17 protein-coding genes and 1 pseudogene are annotated in these 19,471 nt (G+C 54.4%); 8 read left to right on the top strand and 10 right to left on the bottom strand.

The genetic code is table 11. From position 1 onward, the window contains the following. Positions 1 to 47 precede the first annotated feature (47 nt). From N3G78_08125 to N3G78_08110, 4 genes and pseudogenes are all read right to left on the bottom strand, one after another. Positions 48 to 443, bottom strand: a pseudogene (locus tag N3G78_08125) (ATP-dependent DNA ligase). After that, entirely contained in the window at positions 434 to 2,101 is a 1,668-nt protein-coding gene (locus N3G78_08120; GenBank protein ID MCX8117879.1) for a PAS domain S-box protein, read from the bottom strand. The pseudogene N3G78_08125 and the gene N3G78_08120 overlap by 10 nt, the downstream one beginning before the upstream one ends. Positions 2,102 to 2,543: 442 nt before the next feature. Further along, positions 2,544 to 2,759 (bottom strand): hypothetical protein, encoded by a 216-nt coding sequence (locus tag N3G78_08115; protein MCX8117878.1) that lies wholly within the window; start codon positions 2,757 to 2,759, stop codon positions 2,544 to 2,546. Positions 2,760 to 2,975: 216 nt separating this feature from the next. Beyond that, entirely contained in the window at positions 2,976 to 3,842 is an 867-nt protein-coding gene (locus N3G78_08110) for a DMT family transporter (GenBank protein MCX8117877.1), read from the bottom strand. 431 nt (positions 3,843 to 4,273) lie between these two features. On the opposite strand from N3G78_08110, the gene N3G78_08105 reads away from it, so the two are divergent. Beyond that, positions 4,274 to 4,939, top strand: a complete 666-nt coding sequence (locus N3G78_08105) for a phenylalanine--tRNA ligase beta subunit-related protein (protein MCX8117876.1) — start codon at positions 4,274 to 4,276, stop codon at positions 4,937 to 4,939. Continuing rightward, entirely contained in the window at positions 4,896 to 5,171 is a 276-nt protein-coding gene (locus tag N3G78_08100) for a 4-oxalocrotonate tautomerase family protein (protein ID MCX8117875.1), read from the top strand. Before N3G78_08105 ends, N3G78_08100 begins: the two co-directional genes overlap by 44 nt. Before the next feature lie 6 nt (positions 5,172 to 5,177). Here N3G78_08100 and N3G78_08095 read toward each other — a convergent pair whose 3' ends face one another. Then, entirely contained in the window at positions 5,178 to 6,221 is a 1,044-nt protein-coding gene (locus N3G78_08095) for a methionine synthase (protein MCX8117874.1), read from the bottom strand. Between the two features lie 158 nt (positions 6,222 to 6,379). Between N3G78_08095 and groES the strand changes: the two genes are divergently transcribed. The 3 genes from groES (at position 6,380) to N3G78_08080 (ending at position 10,131) form a co-directional block, all read left to right on the top strand. Continuing rightward, positions 6,380 to 6,670, top strand: a complete 291-nt coding sequence (gene groES / locus N3G78_08090) for a co-chaperone GroES (protein ID MCX8117873.1) — start codon at positions 6,380 to 6,382, stop codon at positions 6,668 to 6,670. Between the two features lie 50 nt (positions 6,671 to 6,720). Beyond that, entirely contained in the window at positions 6,721 to 8,331 is a 1,611-nt protein-coding gene (gene groL, locus N3G78_08085) for a chaperonin GroEL (protein ID MCX8117872.1), read from the top strand. A gap of 78 nt (positions 8,332 to 8,409) precedes the next feature. Continuing rightward, the gene (locus N3G78_08080; protein MCX8117871.1) at positions 8,410 to 10,131 is read left to right on the top strand and encodes a DUF6178 family protein; all 1,722 of its coding nucleotides are present in this window, start codon (positions 8,410 to 8,412) and stop codon (positions 10,129 to 10,131) included. Between the two features lie 35 nt (positions 10,132 to 10,166). Here N3G78_08080 and N3G78_08075 read toward each other — a convergent pair whose 3' ends face one another. The 3 genes from N3G78_08075 to N3G78_08065 all read right to left on the bottom strand — a co-directional run bounded on the left by N3G78_08075 (position 10,167) and on the right by N3G78_08065 (position 13,142). Further along, the gene (locus tag N3G78_08075; protein ID MCX8117870.1) at positions 10,167 to 10,655 is read right to left on the bottom strand and encodes a GNAT family N-acetyltransferase; all 489 of its coding nucleotides are present in this window, start codon (positions 10,653 to 10,655) and stop codon (positions 10,167 to 10,169) included. A gap of 90 nt (positions 10,656 to 10,745) precedes the next feature. Further along, on the bottom strand, positions 10,746 to 12,719 hold the full coding sequence (locus tag N3G78_08070; GenBank protein ID MCX8117869.1) for an ATP-binding cassette domain-containing protein: 1,974 nt from the start codon (positions 12,717 to 12,719) through the stop codon (positions 10,746 to 10,748). Between the two features lie 69 nt (positions 12,720 to 12,788). Beyond that, positions 12,789 to 13,142 carry a zinc ribbon domain-containing protein gene (locus N3G78_08065; protein MCX8117868.1) on the bottom strand — a complete coding sequence of 118 codons (354 nt, stop codon included), beginning with the start codon at positions 13,140 to 13,142 and terminating at the stop codon, positions 12,789 to 12,791. Between the two features lie 202 nt (positions 13,143 to 13,344). On the opposite strand from N3G78_08065, the gene N3G78_08060 reads away from it, so the two are divergent. Continuing rightward, complete coding sequence (locus tag N3G78_08060) at positions 13,345 to 15,324, top strand: cytochrome c3 family protein (GenBank protein ID MCX8117867.1); 1,980 nt, start codon at positions 13,345 to 13,347, stop codon at positions 15,322 to 15,324. A 22-nt stretch (positions 15,325 to 15,346) separates the two neighbouring features. Here N3G78_08060 and N3G78_08055 read toward each other — a convergent pair whose 3' ends face one another. Together N3G78_08055 and N3G78_08050 are read right to left on the bottom strand one after the other, a co-directional pair. Further along, positions 15,347 to 15,994, bottom strand: coding sequence for a DUF1684 domain-containing protein (locus N3G78_08055; protein MCX8117866.1), 648 nt, complete (start codon positions 15,992 to 15,994; stop codon positions 15,347 to 15,349). Further along, positions 15,995 to 16,159 (bottom strand): hypothetical protein, encoded by a 165-nt coding sequence (locus tag N3G78_08050; GenBank protein ID MCX8117865.1) that lies wholly within the window; start codon positions 16,157 to 16,159, stop codon positions 15,995 to 15,997. A gap of 190 nt (positions 16,160 to 16,349) precedes the next feature. Between N3G78_08050 and N3G78_08045 the strand changes: the two genes are divergently transcribed. Next, complete coding sequence (locus N3G78_08045) at positions 16,350 to 18,554, top strand: cytochrome c3 family protein (GenBank protein MCX8117864.1); 2,205 nt, start codon at positions 16,350 to 16,352, stop codon at positions 18,552 to 18,554. A 160-nt stretch (positions 18,555 to 18,714) separates the two neighbouring features. Continuing rightward, positions 18,715 to 19,356, top strand: coding sequence for a redox-sensing transcriptional repressor Rex (locus tag N3G78_08040; GenBank protein MCX8117863.1), 642 nt, complete (start codon positions 18,715 to 18,717; stop codon positions 19,354 to 19,356). The last annotated feature ends 115 nt before the right edge of the window (positions 19,357 to 19,471 follow it).

The following is a 19,471-nucleotide window of genomic DNA, read 5'->3' as shown; positions in this document are numbered from 1 at the left end:
TGTTTCTTTTTGCTGGGGGTGAGCGCCTCCTTTAACACCCAGTCTTTTTGAGCGGAGGCGTCGTTTGCTTTGATGAGAAGCCAGTCTTTCTCCGTCCCCCTCATCCGGACCAGGGAGAAACCGCCCGTTAACTTCTTTCCCTTTAAGGTGAACCGGAGCTTCCCCTGTTTCAGCCCCGCCTCGGGATCGCCCTCCGGCTCGAATGCTCCGGAATCCCAGATGACCACCGGGCCCGCGCCATAAAGGCCCTGGGGGATGATCCCTTCGAAGTCTCCATATTCGAGGAGATGGTCTTCGACCATGAGGGCCAGCCTCTTGTCCGATGGGTTCATCGATGGCCCTTTTGGGATCGCCCAGGATTTAAGAACCCCTCCGATTTCGAGGCGAAAGTCATAATGGAGGCGCTTCGCATGATGTTCGTGGACGACAAATTTCATGATCCCTTCTGGGGCGAGGAGGTCTCGGGAGAGGGAGGGGGGAAGGTTGCATCCTCCTCACCATTGAGTTCTGGATAAAGTTTTCGGAGGCACTCCGGACAGAGGCTATGGCTGAATTGAGCTTGGGAATGTTTCATGATATAGCTTTCGATCTGGTTCCAGTATCCCTTGTCGTCGCGAATCTTCTTGCAGGAGGCGCAGATCGGGAGCAATCCGCTTAAGGTCTTGACCTCCCCGAGGGCCTTCTGAAGCTCCTGGATCAGCTTCTCCCGCTGCTCTTCCGCCTGTTTCCTTTCCGTGATGTCCCGAACGATGCTCTGATAGAACCTCCTCCCCTCCACTTCGATTAGACGGAGGCTTGCCTCGACCGGAAAGGTGTCCCCATCTTTTCTTTGATGGACCGTCTGCACCATCAGTCCTTTCGTCTCGTTTAACTGTCTGATCTGGGCCTCCAGGGAGGTCCTCTCCTCCGGGGCCCTCAGTTGCCTAACGTCCATCCCCATCATCTCTTCCCTTGAGTATCCGTAGGATTCTAAGGCCTTCTCGTTCGCCTCAAGGATTTTGTAACCTTCATCCCACATGAGGATGATATCGTTTGCATATTTGGTCAGGTATTCGAAATGCTTGAGAAGGGCCTGGCGCTGGGTTTCGATCTCCACCTGTCTTCGATAAAACCTCGCGGCCTGATTCCGCCAGACGAGCCCGAGTAAGCCTCCAACGAAAAGGGTAAAGAGGACGACAAAGAGAGTGACCCAGAGGGCTTGTTCACGGATAGGGGCGTAGATTTCCTCCTGATCGACTTTCGCGATAAGATACCATGGAGAGCCTGGAATAGGACGCATAGCGGCAAGGACTTTCTCTCCCCGATAATCGACCTCCTCGATCACCCCCTCCATGCCTTGCACCGCTTTCCCAGCCACTGTCTGTCTTCCGACGATGGGAAGCCGAAGGGAAAGGGCGGTCTCTTTTTGGTGCCGGAGTTCGTTCAGAAAGAGGACATCTGTTCCCTCCCTACGGACGAGAAGGGTTTCGGCGGTAGAACTTGGGATGGGCCAGGACTGGATGTAGGTGTAGAGGAAGTGATAGGGATTGATCCGGAGCAATAGAACCCCTGAGGGGAGTCCATCGGGTTCTCTGGGGACAAGGGGGATCAGAATATCAAGATGAATGTGGCCGCTCTCTCTTTCACGGTAGAGGTCCACCCAGGTAACCTTTCTCGTATGAATGCTCTGATGGATAAAGGGAAGGACGTAGGAACCCACCTCGTCAAAGGCTTCGGAGCTATAAAGGCGAACCCTTCCTTTCTCATCGAGAAGAAAAACGCTGCTATAATCGTAACGACCCCTGAACGAGGACATCCAGGCGAGGATCTCTTCCATCAATCCCGAATTCTCTTGAGACGTTAGCCATCGCCGTAATTGTTGGAGGAACAGATAATTCTCGAAGAGAACTTCGGCATCGCTCAGGCGCGCCTGGCGCCAGCTCGCGACCTGCTTGACCTTTAGATCTGCAATCGCCAAGAGGTTATTCTGTATCTCTTTTTTGGTCTCGTTTCTCTGATTCTCGTAATAGAGGTATCCTCCCGTTCCGATACTGACGATGAGAAAGAGAAAGATCAGGATGAACAATCGGGGGGGAGAAGTAGGTGGGATGAGGTTTCCCATAACCCTCAGACTCCTTTAGGATAATCTATAAAATTCTGGGCCAAGAGTCAACCGCTTTTTCCCGTTTCCTCTCACCTTGATTCTATGGCGAAGGCAAACGAACTCATTGTTTTTACATTCATTTTGACCATCTTTTCTGTCATTTGGGGGGTTTTTCATCTATCATTGCGGGCGAGCCTTTTTCTTCTGTCATTGCGAGCAACCCTATTTCTTATGTCATTGCGAGCGTAGCGAAGCAATCCCCCGAAATCACCCTACGGCCACCCATGGGATTTTCATGTTGAGATTGCTTCGTCGCGATACTCCTCGCAATGACACTTCCTACGGCCCTCCTGGTTAGCCCGAAGGGCGTGCCAATCCCTTGAGATAGTATCGTCGCATCGTCCCCCGCGAGGACAACGCCATTATGTCGTTATTATTATGCGATCCTTCGGATCATCTGTTAAAGAGGCTTGACCATCTCTTCCTTCAATCTTTTGCGATGGATCTCTTTTCTCAGGGAAGGTATCTTCGTGAGAAGAATCAAGATGGCATTGAAGATTCGGGATTTATATTTCCGGTGGGGGAAATCGTAGAGGCGATGTTTTTTGTAAAATTGGTGATCTGCTTGAAAGGGAAACCGGAGCCTTCCCCAGATATCGTCCCGGAAAATTTCCATCCCTCCCACTCCGAGAAAGGGCCTTGGTTTGAGTTAATATATGGATCCCTAAGCATCTTCTTCCTCAGATGAAACCCACCTGTTTCCCGAGCAAAGACGGGGTGTGGGTATGGAAGAATCTTCTGTCGAAGAACATCTTTCATCGGGAGGAGAGATACCTGTCCTAGATGGAGATTGATGACCTTTTAGTCCTCGACAACCGCATCCCCAAATCGCTCAATCTTCTGGAGGGATCGCCTTGGGTTGCCTTAAAGCGGTCAGGATGCCCGTTAAGATCAGGAGGCCTCCAATGACCTTCAAGAATGTCAAGGTTTCTCCAAGGATGAAAAAAGCCAAAATCGTTGACCCCACAGGTTCCCCTAAAATCGCGATCGCCACCATCGAGGCCGGCAGATACTTCAAGGCCCAGTTGAAGGTGGTATGGCCGATCAGCTGGGGGACAACGGCAAGAAGGAAAAGGAAGAGATAGGTCACAGGTGGATAACCGAAAAACGGTTTCTGGAAAGCAAGGGAGATGAGGGTCAATAGGATCGCCCCTGTCGAATAGACCGGAAAGATATAGGAGAGAAGGTCTTGCCCCTTTCTCATCTTTCTCCCTACCAGTAGATATCCGGAAGCGGCGACGGCCCCGAGAAGGGCCAACCCATCCCCCATCAATGCCTCCTTCGAAAGGGCCACATCTCCGAAGCTGATCAGACCGCTTCCGGCGACCGAGAGGAGGATTCCTAAGATCAACGTCGGCCGAAGAGGCTCTTTAAAGAACATCGAGGCACCGAGGCCGACGAAAAGCGGATTGGTCGAGACCAAGACCACGGAGCTGGCGACCGAGGTGAATTTCAAAGAGGCGATCCAGAAGGCGAAGTGAAGGGCGAGAAAGACCCCGGAGAGGATCAACCACCTCCATTCAACTCCTGTCCAGTTCCGCCAGACCTTCCTATAGGCCGCCCAGGGGAGGAGAAGCAGCGAGGCGAGGGCCAACCGGTAGGCCGCGATGACCAGGGCTGGCGCTTCGCAGAGTTTGATAAAAATGGAGGCCGTAGAGATGGCCACGATCCCTACAGGAAGAAAGAGGTAGAGGCGCATCATGGGGATTAACTTATCTCAAAGAGGAAGGTACATCAAGAAGGCTTCATCAATTGACATGGAGGTCAAAAATGGGTAGGGTATACAGAGCTCCCCCAACTCTTCCCGTATCTTCAGACGACGAACCTCCCCCCGAACGGAAGAGGGGGGAAGGGGGAGACTGTTCGATGGCCCATAAAGTTGGGAGGCCCTGAACCTGACGGCGCCCGGACTGCTCATCGGGCTTAAAGCCTGAGCCCCATCTCAGGTCATCCCGGCCGGAGCGTGATTCAGACCCTTGACAAGCAAAGGAGGGATAATCCGGAGAGGGTGAGGCTCAAAACCGAAGGGATCCATGACCGGATGCTTCCAATCGTTGAGATGGCCAAAAGAGAAGGACTTATGTCCCGTAATAACCTAACCACAGCGTAAGGTCTGAAAGAGGGGTTAAGATGCCGCTCGAAGTTCTCTTCGAGATCATAGATGCCTATCGTCTTCGATTCCCCGACCTCCCTTTTGGAATCGGGACGATCCGGGATTGCGTCTATTTTGAGAGGAGCGAAGCCTTCAAACTCTACAAAAGGGAGGTCCTCAGAAAGATGAGAAGGCGGGTCCATCTCGCCGAAGTCGAAAAAAGGATCAACCTTTATGATCAATTTTTTAAAGAATGGGGATATCCCTGCCCCCTTCCGGGTCATCTGAAACGGACTTTAGAGATGGGGTTTCCCAGTCACAACCTGTACATCGACACGCATATCATGGCAGAGATGAACCATGGAATTCTGATGGCCATCCAGGACCTGGACCGGTTCGAAGGGTCATGGAGGCTCGATCTCGCAAAGGGAGGGGAAACCTTTCTGGCCCTTTCAGGGAAGACGCTCCCCTGCAAGGAAAGCGAGATCGTCCTTCGCGACGAGAGAGAGATCGTCTGCTCCCTCTTTCAAGGGCCTGATTTCAAAACCAGGATCGATCCCTCGAGTAAGAACCTCGTTGTCTATGTCTTCACCGCACCTGGAATGATGGAGAACCCTGTATCCCACGGTATTCAATTCGCCCTTGAGATCTTAGAAAGATTTGGCGGCGGAAAAGATCCATGGTGGAGAGTGTATAAACCGTAATCCTCGACCACCTCCCCCCAAGTGGAGAAAGGAGTCAACGATGCCACTTATCCAGATTAGCCTGATTCAGGGTAGAACGTCCGAGAAGAAGGAGTTATTAATCAAAAAGGTGACCGAGGCCACGGCGGAAGCCCTCGAGATTTCGAGAGACAAAGTCCATATCGTCCTCTACGAAATCCCCAAGGAGAACATCGCTCACGGAGGCGTCCCGCTCACAAAGGCGGATTTTTAAGAAACCTTAATGCCCCTCCTCTTCCCGAAGTCGCCTCGAGACTTCGGAGGTGAGGTGGCAGACCCGTTCGGCCAGGGGCACGGAGAGCGATCCCATCCCGCAGCTCGGCGTCAGGATCGCCTGGTTGAGGAGCCCCGGGTCGATCCCTTCTCGTGTTAGGCGTTTCACTCCCTTCCGAAGACGTTCGGCCAAGGTGTCGACGTCCTCCTTCAATATCTCCTCACCGGTGGGGATGAGACCCCAAGCCAAGATCCCTCCCCGTTCGAGGAAGGCCGCCAATTCCTTCGGATAGAGGGAAAGGTTGTCTAAATATCCATACGCATCGAAGCTCAGGATGTCGAGGGGGGCGGTAAGGAGCAGGGGCCAGTCCGTGTTGCCGCAGCAGTGAACTCCCTTCAACCCCTGAACCGCACGGAAACATTCGCTGAGGGATTGGATCACCTCTCCTTCATGAAGGCCCGAAAAAGCGGAGCCGATGGCCGACAGGGCCGGTTCATCGAAGAAAATGATGCTCGGGATCCCGGGAAAGAGTTCCCGGAGCCTTTTCTCAAGCCATCGAGCCTTGAAGGCGAGGTGATGGATGAGGACCTCCCTCAAGGTAGGGTCATAAAAGATGGGCCTCCTCTCCTGGTCCGTTAAAGAGAGGCCGAAGGTGATGGGGCCGGTGACCTGGGCCTTGACGTATTTGAATCCCTTTGAAACCTCCTGGTCGGAAAGGATCTCAAGGAGGCGGAGACCGGCAGCATACTCCCTGGAAATCCGGAGGGATTCCAGATCCATTTTTTCAATCGCCTGATAGAACCGCTCCACCTCGGTCTCGAAGCCCGAAGAGGTATCGACCCATAGCCTTCTTGCCTCAAGGTCCAGCCTCAGGCCTGGAAACCCCTCCGAGTACTGGGCCACCATCCCCTCAAGAAAAGACCGCCTTGGAAACTGGGCCAAAAAGGGGATGTGCGGGAAATCTTTTCGGATGAGGGGCAAGACCTCTGTCTCGTCAAGGTGTGGGAAGGAACCGATGCTCGTGGCCAGGAAAGGTTCTTTAAGGACCATAACTTCTCATAATCCTTTTTTTAAAAAAAATCAACAAAATTGAAGAGATAGATTCAATATCCGCCCTTTTCCCCCGCTCGCCCACCTCCGGGTTGACAAACAGGGGGGCGATGATTATCTATTTCGGCGAAAATTTAAGAGAAGGGAGGACTGTGTCTATGCACATCAGGCCGCTTCACGACCGCCTCATCGTCAAACGACTCGCTGAGGAGGAGAAGACAAAGGGAGGGATCATCATCCCTGATACTGCCAAGGAGAAACCCATCGAAGGCGAAGTGATCGCGGTGGGGGAAGGCAGGATCGATAAGGATGGGAAGAAGATCCCGATGGAGGTAAAGAAAGGAGATCGGATCCTCTTTGCCAAGTATGCGGGCACGGAGGTGAAGATCGATGGTGAAGAGTATCTGATGATGCGGGAAGATGAGGTCCTTGCCGTCATCGAAAAGTAAGGGTCCATCCAGTGGCGAACTTTGGCGTAAGATGAGAAAGGAGGAGTCTCATGGCAAAAGAACTGAAGTTTGATCAGGAAGCGAGGAATGCGATCTTGGAAGGGGTCAATATCTTAGCCAATGCGGTGAAGGTGACGCTTGGCCCGAAAGGGCGCAATGTCGTCCTGGAAAAGTCCTTCGGCTCTCCGGTGGTCACGAAAGACGGCGTGACCGTCGCCAAGGAGATCGAGCTCGACGACCATTTTCAAAATATGGGCGCCAAGATGGTGAAGGAGGTGGCGAGCAAAACCTCTGACACGGCGGGCGACGGAACCACCACGGCGACCTTGCTGGCCCAGGCGATCTATCGCGAAGGCTATAAAGTGGTCGCCGCGGGCGCCAACCCCATGGATGTGAAGCGAGGGATTGACTATGCCGTGGGCGAGGTGGTGAAGGAGCTCAAGAAACTTTCCAAACCCGTCAAGGATCAGAAAGAGATCGCCCAGGTGGGGACCATCTCCGCCAACAATGACAAGGCCATCGGGGATATCATCGCCGAGGCGATGAACAAGGTCGGAAAAGAGGGCGTCATCACGGTTGAAGAAGCCAAGGGAATGGAGACCACTCTCGAAATCGTGGAAGGGATGCAGTTCGACCGGGGCTACATCTCCCCCTACTTCGTCACCGACCCTGAGAAGATGGAGGCGGTGTTGGAAGACCCCTACATCCTCATCCACGAGAAGAAGATCTCTGGAATGAAGGATCTCCTCCCCATTCTGGAGCAGGTGGCCAAAAGCGGAAGGCCCCTCCTCATCATCGCCGAGGATGTGGAGGGTGAGGCGCTGGCCACCCTGGTCGTCAACAAATTGAGGGGGACCCTCAAATGTGCAGCGGTCAAGGCCCCTGGGTTTGGCGATCGGAGAAAGGCGATGCTGGAGGACATCGCCATCCTGACCGGTGGCCATGCCATCATGGAAGATGTCGGGATCAAGCTCGAGAAATTGAAGCTCGAGGATCTCGGCCGGGCCAAGAAGGTGGTCATCGATAAAGAGAACACGACCATCGTCGAGGGGGCCGGCTCTGCCGCCGCCATCGAGGGCCGAATCAAACAGATCCGCGTCCAGATCGAAGAGACCACCTCGGACTACGATCGTGAAAAACTCCAGGAGCGACTCGCCAAGTTGGCGGGAGGCGTCGCGGTGATCAAGGTGGGTGCGGCCACGGAGACGGAGATGAAGGAGAAGAAGGCCAGGGTGGAAGATGCCCTGAACGCTACCCGGGCGGCGGTCGAGGAAGGGATCGTGCCCGGTGGCGGGGTGGCCTACCTGAGGTGCCTCCCTACCCTCAAAAAGGTGAAACTGGAGGGAGATCGTCAGACCGGTGTGGATATCGTCGTGAGGGCCTTGGAGGAACCGATCCGCCAGATCGCCGAGAACGCCGGTCTGGAAGGATCGGTGGTGGCGGAGAAGGTGAAAGAGGAGAAGGGGAATTACGGCTTCGATGCGGATAAAGAGGAATACACCGACATGATCGAAGCCGGCATCATCGACCCCACCAAGGTGGTCCGCCTGGCCCTCCAGAACGCGGCCAGCGTGGCCTCCCTCTTGATTACCACCGAGGCCGTGGTGGCCGAAAAACCGAAGAAGGAGCAGGCAGGACCCCCCATGCCACCGGCGTATTAAACCGGTGATCCCGGGGAATATTGGAAGAAGGGCGGGTCTCAAAACCCGCTCTTCTTTTTGAGAAAAGAAGGGCTTTCAATGGACGAAACCACCGCTATAAGACTGCCAGAAGACCCCCAGGAGGCCCAAAAAGCCTTCCGCTCCCTCCCCTTCCGGGATCAACTGGAAATGGTCCTCCGCCAACGGGGAAAAGAACGGCTACAAACCCTCTTTCTCTCCGAACATCCCGAAGAATTGGTCACGGCCCTGCCTGAGCAGGAGGTCTTCTTTACGGTGAAGGAGGTCGGCGAGAGGGATTGTCTCGACCTGATCGCCCTGACCACGCCGGAGCAGTTCCAATACCTGCTCGATCTTGAATTTTGGAAAAGGGACCAACTCGACCCCGAGAAGGTCCTCCACTGGATCGAAATCCTTCTCGAGTCGGGCGAAAAGAAGGTGGCCCAATTCCTACGGACCACCGATCTCGAATTTATCGTCCTCCTCCTCAAGAAGTTTCTGAGGGTGGCCCTGTGGGAAGGGGAACTGACCGAACAGATGGACCGCCTTCCTCCGTTCACCTTAGATCAATTCTACTTCATCCAGTTTAAAGGGGTGGGGGCCCGGGAGGTCCTGGAACCCTTTTTAAGGGCCTTCCACCGAATCGATCCTGACGGCTACCGAAGGGCGATGGAGGCCCTCCTTTACGAGCTGGAATCGGAGCTCGAAGAAACGGGTTACCGCCTGAGAAATGGCCGGCTGAACGATTACGGATTCCCAGACTTCGAGGAGGCCTTGGAAATTTATCAATATGTCTCTCCTGAATCGATTGCCAAAGAGGTCAGGACCCCTTCCAAACCGATAGAGCCCTCTCGCAGAGAGGGTTCCTTTTATTATCTCACGTTCCAGGACGAAGGCCCCTTTTTCTCAAGGGTCCTTTCCCGAATCGACCACCCCGAGGAGCTGGATCGTCTGAAGCTGGAGTTGACCTCGCTCTGCAACAAGGCCATCGTGGCGGAGGCCATCGACCTGTCCAATCTCGCGGGAATGGAGCGGGCCGTGAAAAAGGCCTACCACTATCTGAACCTCGGCCTTCAATACCTCAGCCAGGAGGAGGAAGGGAAGGCGACCGAAGTCCTTCGATCTCTCCCCCTCTTGAAGATCTTCCAGTGCGGGGTCAGCCTGACCCTCCGGCTCAGAAGGAAAGCCCAGACCATCCTGAATGGCTCGTGGTTGGAGGGCGATCGGGAAAGCCTAATCCTACTCGATCCTCCCCACTTCGAGACGATGGAGGGGCTTCTGAGGAAGCGGCCAAGCTTCTACCGAAACGGGATTCATGACGACTTCAGGGATCTCCGGGATCTGTCGGCGATGGAACAATTTCTCGAATCGATCGAGGCCGTCCTCTCCTTCTTCAAGGGAACGCTACCGATCACGCCCCGCTCCTTGAAAACGATGGATCTGAGCGGCTGTCTCCCCGAACGTTGGGAGGAGATCACCCTCTCGACCATCCTCCTGACCGCATTGGCCAACCAAATCCTTCAAGCGCGTTTCCAATTCGAACCCGTGGAGAGAGGTCGCCTGGGAGAGCTGCTCGCCTATCTATTCGAACGGGACGCGGGGGGGGAGGGGATCCTCAAAGGGGAGGTCCGACATGGGTTGGTCCATTTCCTGCAGTCGGTCAACCCCAATCCGCAAGAAGGACCCCATCTGGCCGATTTCCTCGATTTCTCCCTCAACCTCCTCCAGGAGGGATTTGGAAAGATCCCTGCCGGCGAAGAGATCGATCCCCGCTTCGTGAAAGGTCTCCTGATCCGCCTTTGAGACTTCATCGAGAGAGGATGTCATCCGGGGAGAATTCAGAGGGAAAGCTCGAATCTCTGTTCGAGGACCTTTGTCCCCCATCGGGCCCCTTCGGCCTGATGGGTCAGTTTGAATCCGAACTTCTCATAGAGGTGGCGGGCGGGATGAAGCCCCTCGAAGGTGTTGAGGTAAATCCTCGGGTAGCCTTTCCGTTTGCAGAAGGAGACCGCCTCCTTTAGGAGCCTCTTTCCAAAACCCTTCCCTCTGACTTCAGAAGATAGGATAAACCATCGGAGGTGAGCTCCTGCCGTCTTGGCTTGAATCCCATCGATCGCAATGCCACCCTCCACCCGGCCTTTGTTACAGAGGACCCAAAAGCCATCTCTGGAGGGATCGAACCGGCTGAGAAATTCAGCCATTTCCGAGGCCACTTTGGCTTCAAAGAAGAGCCCGAATCCCCAGTTCTGGTGGTAGTAGGTCCCGTGGAGTTCCACCAGCCTCCCGATCGCTCCCGGAACATACCCGGTTAAGACGACTTCATCCATCCGGACCGCGACACCTCCCGAGGGCCATGCCCATGTTATCCTAAAAAGATGACTCTACCCCACCCAAAGGATCGAATCCAGCCCCCCTTCTCAAACACGAAGGGGTCTCATCTTCATCTCCTCCAGTTCCAGGGCAAGGGCCTCCCAAAGCTGGGTGAGCTGCTGAACCTCCTCCCGAACCTTCCGGTGGGCCTCGATCGTCTCGTGGGTCTCATTCGGGTCGAGATAGAGCTTAGGGTCGGAGAGCCTCTCGTTGAGAAGATCCAGCCTCCGGGTGGCTTCGTCAAGGGACCTCTCGGTCTCCTGAAATCTTTTTTCGAGGCCGGAGAGCTCTCTTCTGAATCGGTCCATCTCCTGTGCCCTCTTCCTCCGCTCTTCTTTAATCAGAGATTTCGACGTCTTTTTTTGTAAAGATTCTCCTCTCTTCTCAACCTCGACCTTAATCTCTTGGTCAGCCTCTCCCGACCGTTGCTTTTTATAGAGATAGTCATCGTAATTTCCCAGATAGACCTTCGGAACGCCCCGGTCGATCTCGATCACCTTGGTGGCGATCTGGTTGATGAGATGGCGGTCGTGGGTGATGAGGCAGATCGTCCCCTGAAACTGTTTCAGGGCCTTCTCCAGGACATCTCTCGAGGCGATATCGAGGTGGCTAGTCGGTTCATCCAGAAGGAGGAAGTTGGCCGGTTGGAGGAGCATCTTGGCCAGGACGAGACGGCTCTTCTCGCCACCGCTTAAAACGGAGACCTTCTTCTCGATATCCTCTCCGCTGAAAAGGAAGGTCCCGAGGAGGGTTCGAAGCCGGGTCTGGCTCTCCTCCGTGGCCATGGAGGAGAGCTCTTCGTAGACGGTATGTTCGGGATGAAGCAGATCGAACTGGTGTTGGGCAAAGTAGGCTCGGGTCACGTCCTTTCCGAGGAGGACCTCGCCTTCTTCATAATCGAGAACGCCCGCTAAGATTTTCAGCAGGGTGGATTTGCCTGCCCCGTTGGGCCCGACCAGGGCGACCTTGTCGCCCCGAAACAGGGTGAGATCGATCCCTGCATAGACCACGGTCTCTCCGTATCGTTTGTGGAGGTTTTTCACCTCGATGACTTTGTGGCCGGATCTCTTCGGGGCGGGAAATTCGAATCGAATCTCTCTTCGCTCTTTGGGCAGTTCGATCCGATCGATCTTTTCAAGCCACTTGATCCGGCTCTGAACCTGGCTCGCCTTGGTGTTCTTCGCCCGAAACCGTTCTATAAACCGTTGAGTCTGCTCGATCTTCCTCTGCTGGGCTTTGAAGGTCGCCTCGAGAACTTGTCTGCGACGCTCCTTCTCCTCAAGGTAACGGTCATAATTGCCAGGATAGAGGTGGATCTTCTGCCCTTCGATCTCCGCGATCCGGTCGACGAGATGATTGAGGAAGACGCGATCGTGCGAGACGATGACCATCGCTCCCGGAAAGTTGAGGAGGAAATCCTCCAGCCAGATCATCGATTGGAGGTCGAGGTAATTCGTGGGCTCGTCGAGCAGGAGAAGATCGGGGGCCTGGAGGAGGATCTTCGAAAGGGCCACCCGCATCAACCAGCCCCCGCTCAATTCATCGGTCGATCGCTGAAGATCCCTTTCTTGGAATCCCAATCCATGGAGGATCTCCTTTGCTTTGGCTTCGAGCCCATACCCTCCGAGTTGCATAAAATAGCCCTGAAGGCTCCCATAGGCTTCGGCCAATTTCTCTTGAACCACCGGATCTTGGGCCTTAGAAAGCTCCTCCTCGAGGAGGCTCAACTTGTCCTGGAGGGAGGCGATCTCCCGGGCTCCTTTGAGGACTTCTCCCAGGACCGTCTCCCCCCGGAACGGGATCACCTCCTGGGGGAGGTATCCCATCCTGACTCCCTTGGCGATGAGGATCTCGCCGCCGTCGATCGGCTCTTGACCGAGGATCATCCGGAAGAGGGTCGTCTTGCCTGACCCGTTGGGCCCGATCAGGCCGATTCGGTCTCTTACCCCTATCTGAAGCGAGCAATCTTTGAAGAGGTATCGGCCCCCGAATTGTTTCTCAATATGACTCAGGGTGATCATTCATCCAAGGGAGAGGGAATTCGGAGGTGGAAGCGCCAGGAGAGGAGGTCGAACCAGGCCCGGTTCCCTTTAATATTTCTCTGTATCGTACTTATCGAAATCATAGCCCGCCTTCTTATAATCCTCCAGGGCCCGAACTCTGAGATCCTCCCGCTTCGTCTTCTCGGCTTCTTTGTCGGCGAGTTCGGCGGCGTGGCTCCACATCCCCTGCTTTTCGTACTCCCGGATCTTCCGGTCGGCCTCGCTTAACGGGCTCCCCTTGATCACCACCGTGGGAGCGAAGAGGACCCTCGAAACGGGATGTTGACATCTGGGGCACTGGGTGATGGGCGGATCGGTCATCCTCTGAAGGATCTCGAAACCTTGATGACAATAGGCGCATCCTCGATCCGGGGCCGAAGACCGATAGGCATAGGTTGGCATCGCGGGCCACCTCCGACCAAATAGATAATATCTTTAAAGAATTTGTCAAGGGCCCCCACCGATGGGAACCCTCATGGTCGAATTGACTTCAAACGCCCGTTATGTTAAAAAAGTCACAATTTTCCTCTTGATGATTCCCGAAATAAATAGAAAACATAAAATGACAAATTCATGAAGACCACTTCTCATGGATGGGGGAAGCATGAAGACTCGTCTCCAAAGGCCAGCCACCCTTCTCATCATCGCCTTTTCGGTTGCCCTCTTTCTGGCCTTCAGCACAATGTGGGCAGCCCCTCCGGAAAAGAAGGTGGACTCCCGTAAACCGCCCGCCGTCGCCAAACCTGCCGAATCTCCCCAAAAGGGAGAAAAGCTCATCATTAGGGGCAGGGAATATTGTTATGAATGCATCGACAATTCGGAATGTCTCAGTTGCCACGGGAACAAGATCAACGAGAGGAAGTTCGCCCAGTCGGTCCACGGGGCCAATTCCTGCAACAGCTGCCATTGGGATATCACCGATATCAAAACCCACACGAAGCCCAAGGGGGCCCGAATTCACGCCGAACCGGTCACCTGCCACCGTTGCCATAAGAAGGAGGGAGCCGAACATTATGCGAGCGCCCATTTTATCAACGACATCCAGTGCAAGGACTGCCACAAGGATATCCACGAGATGACCCCCTGGAAGGGGGACAAGAAGAGGGTGATCGAAAAATGTACCACCTGCCATAGCGACGACGGCTACCTGGAAAGCGTCCACGGGAAGGCCGTCCTGGCCGGAAACGTCGATGCCCCGGATTGCAGCGATTGTCACGGATTGCATAAGGTTCCCATTTTGAAAGGCGATGAGCCGAAGGTGGTTCAGTTTCGAAAGGAGTTTCACACAGAGGTCTGTCTCAAATGCCACGACAATCGAGAGATGATGGAAAGGAACAAGGTCCTTCCCATCGCCACCCAGACCTATTTCGAAAGTTATCATGGGAAGGTCGAGAAGCTGGGATATCCGACCCTGGTGGCGGGATGTGCCGATTGTCACGGATTCCACAGCATCCTCCCTGCCGAGGACCCGAAATCGCTCATCTCGGACGAAAGGCTGACCGAAACCTGCGGGAAATGCCACCCTGGAACCACGAAGAACTTCACCCTCTGGGTGGCCCACGCCGCCCATGACGACCCCGAGCGATATCCCGTCTTCTACTGGACCTTTGTCCTCATGACCACCCTGCTGATCTCGGTCTTCACCATGTTCTGGATCCATACCTTCCTTTGGTGGCGGAGGGATTTCTGGGAGAAGAGGGAGATGAGGGCCAAGGGGATCTTCTTCCCCCTCCACCATGTGAAGTTGGAGGAGGCGGGCCTGATGTATCGTCGCTTCAGCACCTTCGATATCTCCCTCCACTTCACCATGATGATCACCTTCATCGCCCTCGTCCTCACAGGACTCCCCTTAAAATTTTCCCATGCTCCGTGGGCAAAAGGATTGATGGCCTTTTTGGGAGGGGCGGAGATGGCCGGTTTGATCCACCGGATCGCCGCCGCCATCACCTTCCTCTACTTCGGGGCTGCCCTCTGCTATATCGTCTACTTCCTCTTTTTCAAAAGATTGCCGGGAAATCCCAACCCCCTGCAGAAACTCTTCGGCCCGGATTCCCTTTTCCCGCGCTGGAAGGATGTCACGGATATCATCGGAATGATCCGCTGGTTCTTCAACAAAGGCCCCAAGCCAAAATTCGACCGGTGGACCTATTGGGAGAAGTTCGACTTTCTTGCGGTCTTCTGGGGGATGTTCGCCATCGGCCTTTCGGGCCTGATGCTCTGGTTCCCCGAATTCTTCTGCATCTTCCTGCCGGGCTGGGTGCTCAACATCGCCCAGATCGTCCACTCGGACGAGGCCCTTCTGGCCTCCGGCTTCATCTTCACGGTCCACTTCTTCAATACCCATTTCCGTCCCTCGAAGTTCCCCTTCGATCCGGTCATCTTCACCGGAAGGCTTCCGAAGTACGAACTGGTCGAAGAGCGGCCCGAACAGTATCAGCGATTGGTCGCCCAGAACCGGCTGGAGACCTACCGGACCAAATACCCCAGCGCCTGGGTGGACCTCTTCTCGAACGTCATGGGATTCGCCATGCTGGCCATCGGGCTTTTCTGTATCTTTTTGATCGGATGGGAGTTTCTGAGGTAATCAGGGGGAAAGGGAGAGGAACTTACTTAAAACGCTTCTCTCCTGCCCTGATCTCGATCGGAAGCCAGTTCTCTTCAGGGGCGAAAGGGCAGGTGTACTTCTCATTATAGGCGCAGAAGGGATTGTGGGCGCGATTGAAGTCGATGAGCACCCTTCCGTCGGGCATCGGTTCGATATAGAGATACCGACCTTCGGAATACGTCTCCTTTCCTGATGTCCTATCCTTAAAAGGAAGAAAGAGCTCCTCCCCGCCGAGGGGCCGATATATATGGAGGACCAGCTCCTTTCCTTCCCATTTGAATTTGAACGTGCCATATCTCACATACCGCTTCTCTCCCCCTTTATTGGTGGGCAAACGAATATAGAGGGGTTTTGAAGCGGTCGATCCCTTCTCGATCGGGCCGAGAAGGGCATATTTCAGATCGATCGGATAGTAAGGGAGGCCTTTAAACGTCTTTCGATCCTTCTCTAAAAGGGGGGAGTTCGGATCCTCCCTGAAGAAGCGGTCTCTCTTCTCACGAAAAACCCTCAATTTCTCCTCCCTCCGCTCCATGGGATCTTCTGCCGTAAGGGCAAGCGCCAGGCCAGCCCCGCTCGTGAACCCATAGACGAGGAGGAAGAGGACCGGAAAGAGCCACCGGCCGAGATCGGCCCGGAACCCCCGATCCATTCAGGGACTCCCTCTTCGGTCCGCTAACAAGTCGGGGGTTTTGGGTTTCTCTCTCCCGAAGAAGATGAGGGCGGCGCTTAGCACCACTATCCAGAAGAGAAGAAAGCAGAGGAGAAGGACGACGAGGATGAGCAATCCCATGATCACCTTGGACATCACCGCCATAAGGCCTCCTGGTTCGAGTTCATGACGAGTTGGATTCGCACCCCGCTGAGGGCAAAGGTCGTGTGACCCTTCTTATATAAAAAACCGATGGAAAAAGCAACAAGAAAGATAGTGGGGGCGACAAACCTCTACTTGATTATTTTTTAAAAAACGTGTAGGATTTTTTCCAGTTTGGTGTGGGAGGGATGGAATGAAAAAGATAAGCCTTGGGCCTCTCTACCGTGCCTTTTACCAAAAATTCAACGAATTTTTTAATCCCGAGAACCTAAGAGACCTATACCGCTTGATCAAAGGGTTCTGGATCAACCAGGTCTACTTAGGTTTCAAGCAAGGGACCCTCGAGCACAAAAGGGCGGTCAAGACCTCCCTCCTTCTTTGCACCCTCCTCTTCCTCATCCTCTCCCTTGCCCTGCTCAGGTTCTCGGAAAGTCCGACCTTCTGTGGCCTCTGCCATCAGATGGAGGTCTATATGGAATCCTGGAGGGCCTCCAGCCACCGCCATGTGGCCTGTACCGCCTGCCACTACGAACCTGGGTTCCTCAACCATCTCAAAGGGAAATGGGTCGATGGGCAGGTCTCCTTGGCCTATTTCCTTTCCGGCAAGCGGCCCGCCAAACCCCATGCCGAGATCAGCGACGCCAGCTGCCTCCAGAAAGGATGCCATAAAATCGAAGACCTCCAGAAGGATATGGTCTACAAGAATGTGGCCTTTTCTCACGGGAAACACCTCGGAGAGTTGAGGCGAGGGATGAAGCTTCGCTGCACCTCCTGCCATGCCCAGCTGGTCCAGGGGGCCCATCTCACGGTCCACGAGACCAACTGTTTCATCTGCCACTACTATCGAGCGGGCTCGAAGGGAGAGGAGGACTGCATCTCCTGCGCGGTCGGAAGCTGTGTCTCCTGCCATGTCGAACCCAAGGGAGACATCAATATCAAGGGCTGGACCTTCAACCACCGAAAATACATTGCCCGGGGAGTGGAGTGCGAACGGTGCCATGTCAACGTCGTCCAGGGCGATGGGCATGTCCCGGAGGGGAAGTGCGTCCAGTGCCACAGCGAACCCGAGATCCTCACGACCAAATACACCTCCCAGCTCCTCCATAAAAAGCATGTCACCGATCACAAGATCGAGTGCGCAGACTGCCACACCCCCATCCGGCATGAGATCGGGCCGATCTTGACGATGGTCCACTCCCCGACCGTCTGTGACAAGTGCCACAGCAAGGAGATGCATCTGGCCCCTCGGGACTTCTATCGCGGGACCGGCGGCATCGGGGTCCCCGACTCCCCCAGCTTAATGTATACCGCCAATGTCGATTGTGTCGCTTGCCACCGGAAGGAGGGAGAGAGGAGGGCCGCCCTCTACACGACGAAATATGTCGAAAGGGCCTTGGGAGAGGCGTGCGTGGCCTGCCATGGCGAGGGCTACGACGAAACCCTCAGGCAATGGCAGACCCTGCTTTCCAAGGCGAAGGCCGAGACCATCCAGCGGATCTCCAGCGTTCAGAGGCTCCTTCACGAGGTGGAGAAGGACCTCTCCCGGTCCTCGGATTATAAAAAGGCCCAGAACCTCCTCAACGAGGCCCTCCACAATTACAACTTCGTCCATCTCGGGAAAGGGGCTCACAACATCGAGTATGCCTTCAAGCTCCTCAACGTGGCCAACAACAAGAGCGAGCAGGCGATGGCGGTGCTCGACAAGGGGTATCGTCCCAAGGAGTCCAAGCTCGATCTGACCTGCACCTCCCTCTGCCACATCGGAATGGAGAAGCGGACGGTGCCCTTCAATGAGACCAAATTCTCTCACCAGACCCACGTCCAGAGAAGAGGGATGAAATGTGCCGATTGCCATTCCTCCCGGGAGGACCATGGCAAAACCTTCCTGAAAAATTGTAAAGACTGCCATCACGGAAAACCGAGCAGACAGGTCAAATGCGAGGACTGTCATGTCTCGGTCAAAAGACTTGTCCAGGGGAGAGGAGGCATCGGGCTGAAAGAGAGACCGGCGAGCAAGCATCACGAGATGGAGTGTACCGAATGCCATCAAGGTGTCCTCAAAAAGAAGAAAGATCGCCTGGAGGATATCCGAAAACGGTGTATCGAATGCCATGACCCAAGTTATGGAGACAAACTCGACCAGTGGCAAAAACAGTTGGATGGCCTTGTGAGGAAAGTAACTCCAAAGTTAGACAAGGTGAGGGAAGAGATTCGGAAGATCGAGATCCGCGGAGGCCACACCTTCGTCTTCCGAAAACCCTTTGGCGAGGCAGAGTTCAATTACAACCTGGTTAAGCAGGGAAACGGGATCCATCACCCCGAGTATGCGGGGGAGTTATTGGAAGTGGCCAGCAACCGCCTCGACGATGCGCTCAAGCAGCTGGCCAAGAGGAAATAGGCCCTCCATAGCAAATTCCTTTCTATTTTCAAGCAATTAAAAGGCTGGATCCCCCTTTCAAGACGATGGGCCAGCCTTTTTTATCGAACCGATGAAAAACTTGACAAAGGAGGAGGAATTGTTTAAATTTTTCAAAAAATTTGTGAAAGGACTCACATAATTGAAATATCAGAAGATCCCAGAAGCGACGATCCGGAGATTATCGAGGTATGCCCGTTGTCTTGAAGCCTTGGAGCAAGCTGGGGAACGGGTCGTTTCTTCAGCTCAATTGGCCAACCGGTGCATGGTCAATGCCGCCCAGGTGAGAAAAGACCTCGCCTATTTCGGCGAATTCGGCATAAGAGGGGTTGGCTATTATGTGAAAGATCTGCTCAAGGACATCAAAAAGATCCTCGGCTCGGACAAAGAGTGGAGAATGGCCGTTATCGGCATAGGAAATTTGGGTTCGGCCCTGCTCTCCTATAAGGACTTTCTCAAACAGAACTACAAGATCGTTGCCGCCTTTGACATCGATCCCCCCAAGGTCATTGGAAGGGTCGCCGAGAAGCTGGGAAAACCGGTTGAGATCATCCACATCAATCGCTTAAAAGATGTGGCCAAGGAAAGGAAGATCGAAATTGCCCTCATCACAACCCCGCCTTCCGAGGCCCAGGCCGTGGCCAACATGCTGGTGGAGGCAGGGGTGAGGGGGATCCTCAACTTCGCGCCGACCCAGATCGTCGTGCCGGAGGGATTTGTGGTGAAGGATGTCTTCTTCAGCACCATCCTCGACAACTTAGCCTACCTCCTTTCCAACAGCTGAGAAAGGCCTTAATAACAAAAAGGCTCCCCCCTTTTCATCGACTCCATCTCCTCTTCTTCTCATAAAAGGACTTTTCTATGGCCTTGAGATCGTTTATGATGAAAGGTGTCGTGGA

This window comes from Thermodesulfobacteriota bacterium, from assembly GCA_026415035.1.
GTDB lineage: Bacteria > Desulfobacterota > BSN033 > BSN033 > UBA1163 > RBG-16-49-23.
This window is presented reverse-complemented; position numbering and strand designations above follow the sequence as displayed.

Excerpts from the sequence above, each read along its gene's own strand:
- N3G78_08110 (MCX8117877.1), bottom strand. The coding sequence starts at position 3,842 with ATGCGCCTCTACCTCTTTCTTCCTGTAGGGATCGTGGCCATCTCTACG.
- N3G78_08070 (MCX8117869.1), bottom strand. The coding sequence starts at position 12,719 with ATGATCACCCTGAGTCATATTGAGAAACAATTCGGGGGCCGATACCTC.
- N3G78_08055 (MCX8117866.1), bottom strand. The coding sequence starts at position 15,994 with ATGGATCGGGGGTTCCGGGCCGATCTCGGCCGGTGGCTCTTTCCGGTC.
- N3G78_08065 (MCX8117868.1), bottom strand. The coding sequence starts at position 13,142 with ATGCCAACCTATGCCTATCGGTCTTCGGCCCCGGATCGAGGATGCGCC.
- N3G78_08060 (MCX8117867.1), top strand. The coding sequence starts at position 13,345 with ATGAAGACTCGTCTCCAAAGGCCAGCCACCCTTCTCATCATCGCCTTT.
- N3G78_08050 (MCX8117865.1), bottom strand. The coding sequence starts at position 16,159 with ATGGCGGTGATGTCCAAGGTGATCATGGGATTGCTCATCCTCGTCGTC.
- groES (MCX8117873.1), top strand. The coding sequence starts at position 6,380 with ATGCACATCAGGCCGCTTCACGACCGCCTCATCGTCAAACGACTCGCT.
- N3G78_08095 (MCX8117874.1), bottom strand. The coding sequence starts at position 6,221 with ATGGTCCTTAAAGAACCTTTCCTGGCCACGAGCATCGGTTCCTTCCCA.
- N3G78_08120 (MCX8117879.1), bottom strand. The coding sequence starts at position 2,101 with ATGGGAAACCTCATCCCACCTACTTCTCCCCCCCGATTGTTCATCCTG.
- N3G78_08045 (MCX8117864.1), top strand. The coding sequence starts at position 16,350 with ATGAAAAAGATAAGCCTTGGGCCTCTCTACCGTGCCTTTTACCAAAAA.
- groL (MCX8117872.1), top strand. The coding sequence starts at position 6,721 with ATGGCAAAAGAACTGAAGTTTGATCAGGAAGCGAGGAATGCGATCTTG.
- N3G78_08080 (MCX8117871.1), top strand. The coding sequence starts at position 8,410 with ATGGACGAAACCACCGCTATAAGACTGCCAGAAGACCCCCAGGAGGCC.
- N3G78_08115 (MCX8117878.1), bottom strand. The coding sequence starts at position 2,759 with ATGGAAATTTTCCGGGACGATATCTGGGGAAGGCTCCGGTTTCCCTTT.
- N3G78_08105 (MCX8117876.1), top strand. The coding sequence starts at position 4,274 with ATGCCGCTCGAAGTTCTCTTCGAGATCATAGATGCCTATCGTCTTCGA.
- N3G78_08075 (MCX8117870.1), bottom strand. The coding sequence starts at position 10,655 with ATGGATGAAGTCGTCTTAACCGGGTATGTTCCGGGAGCGATCGGGAGG.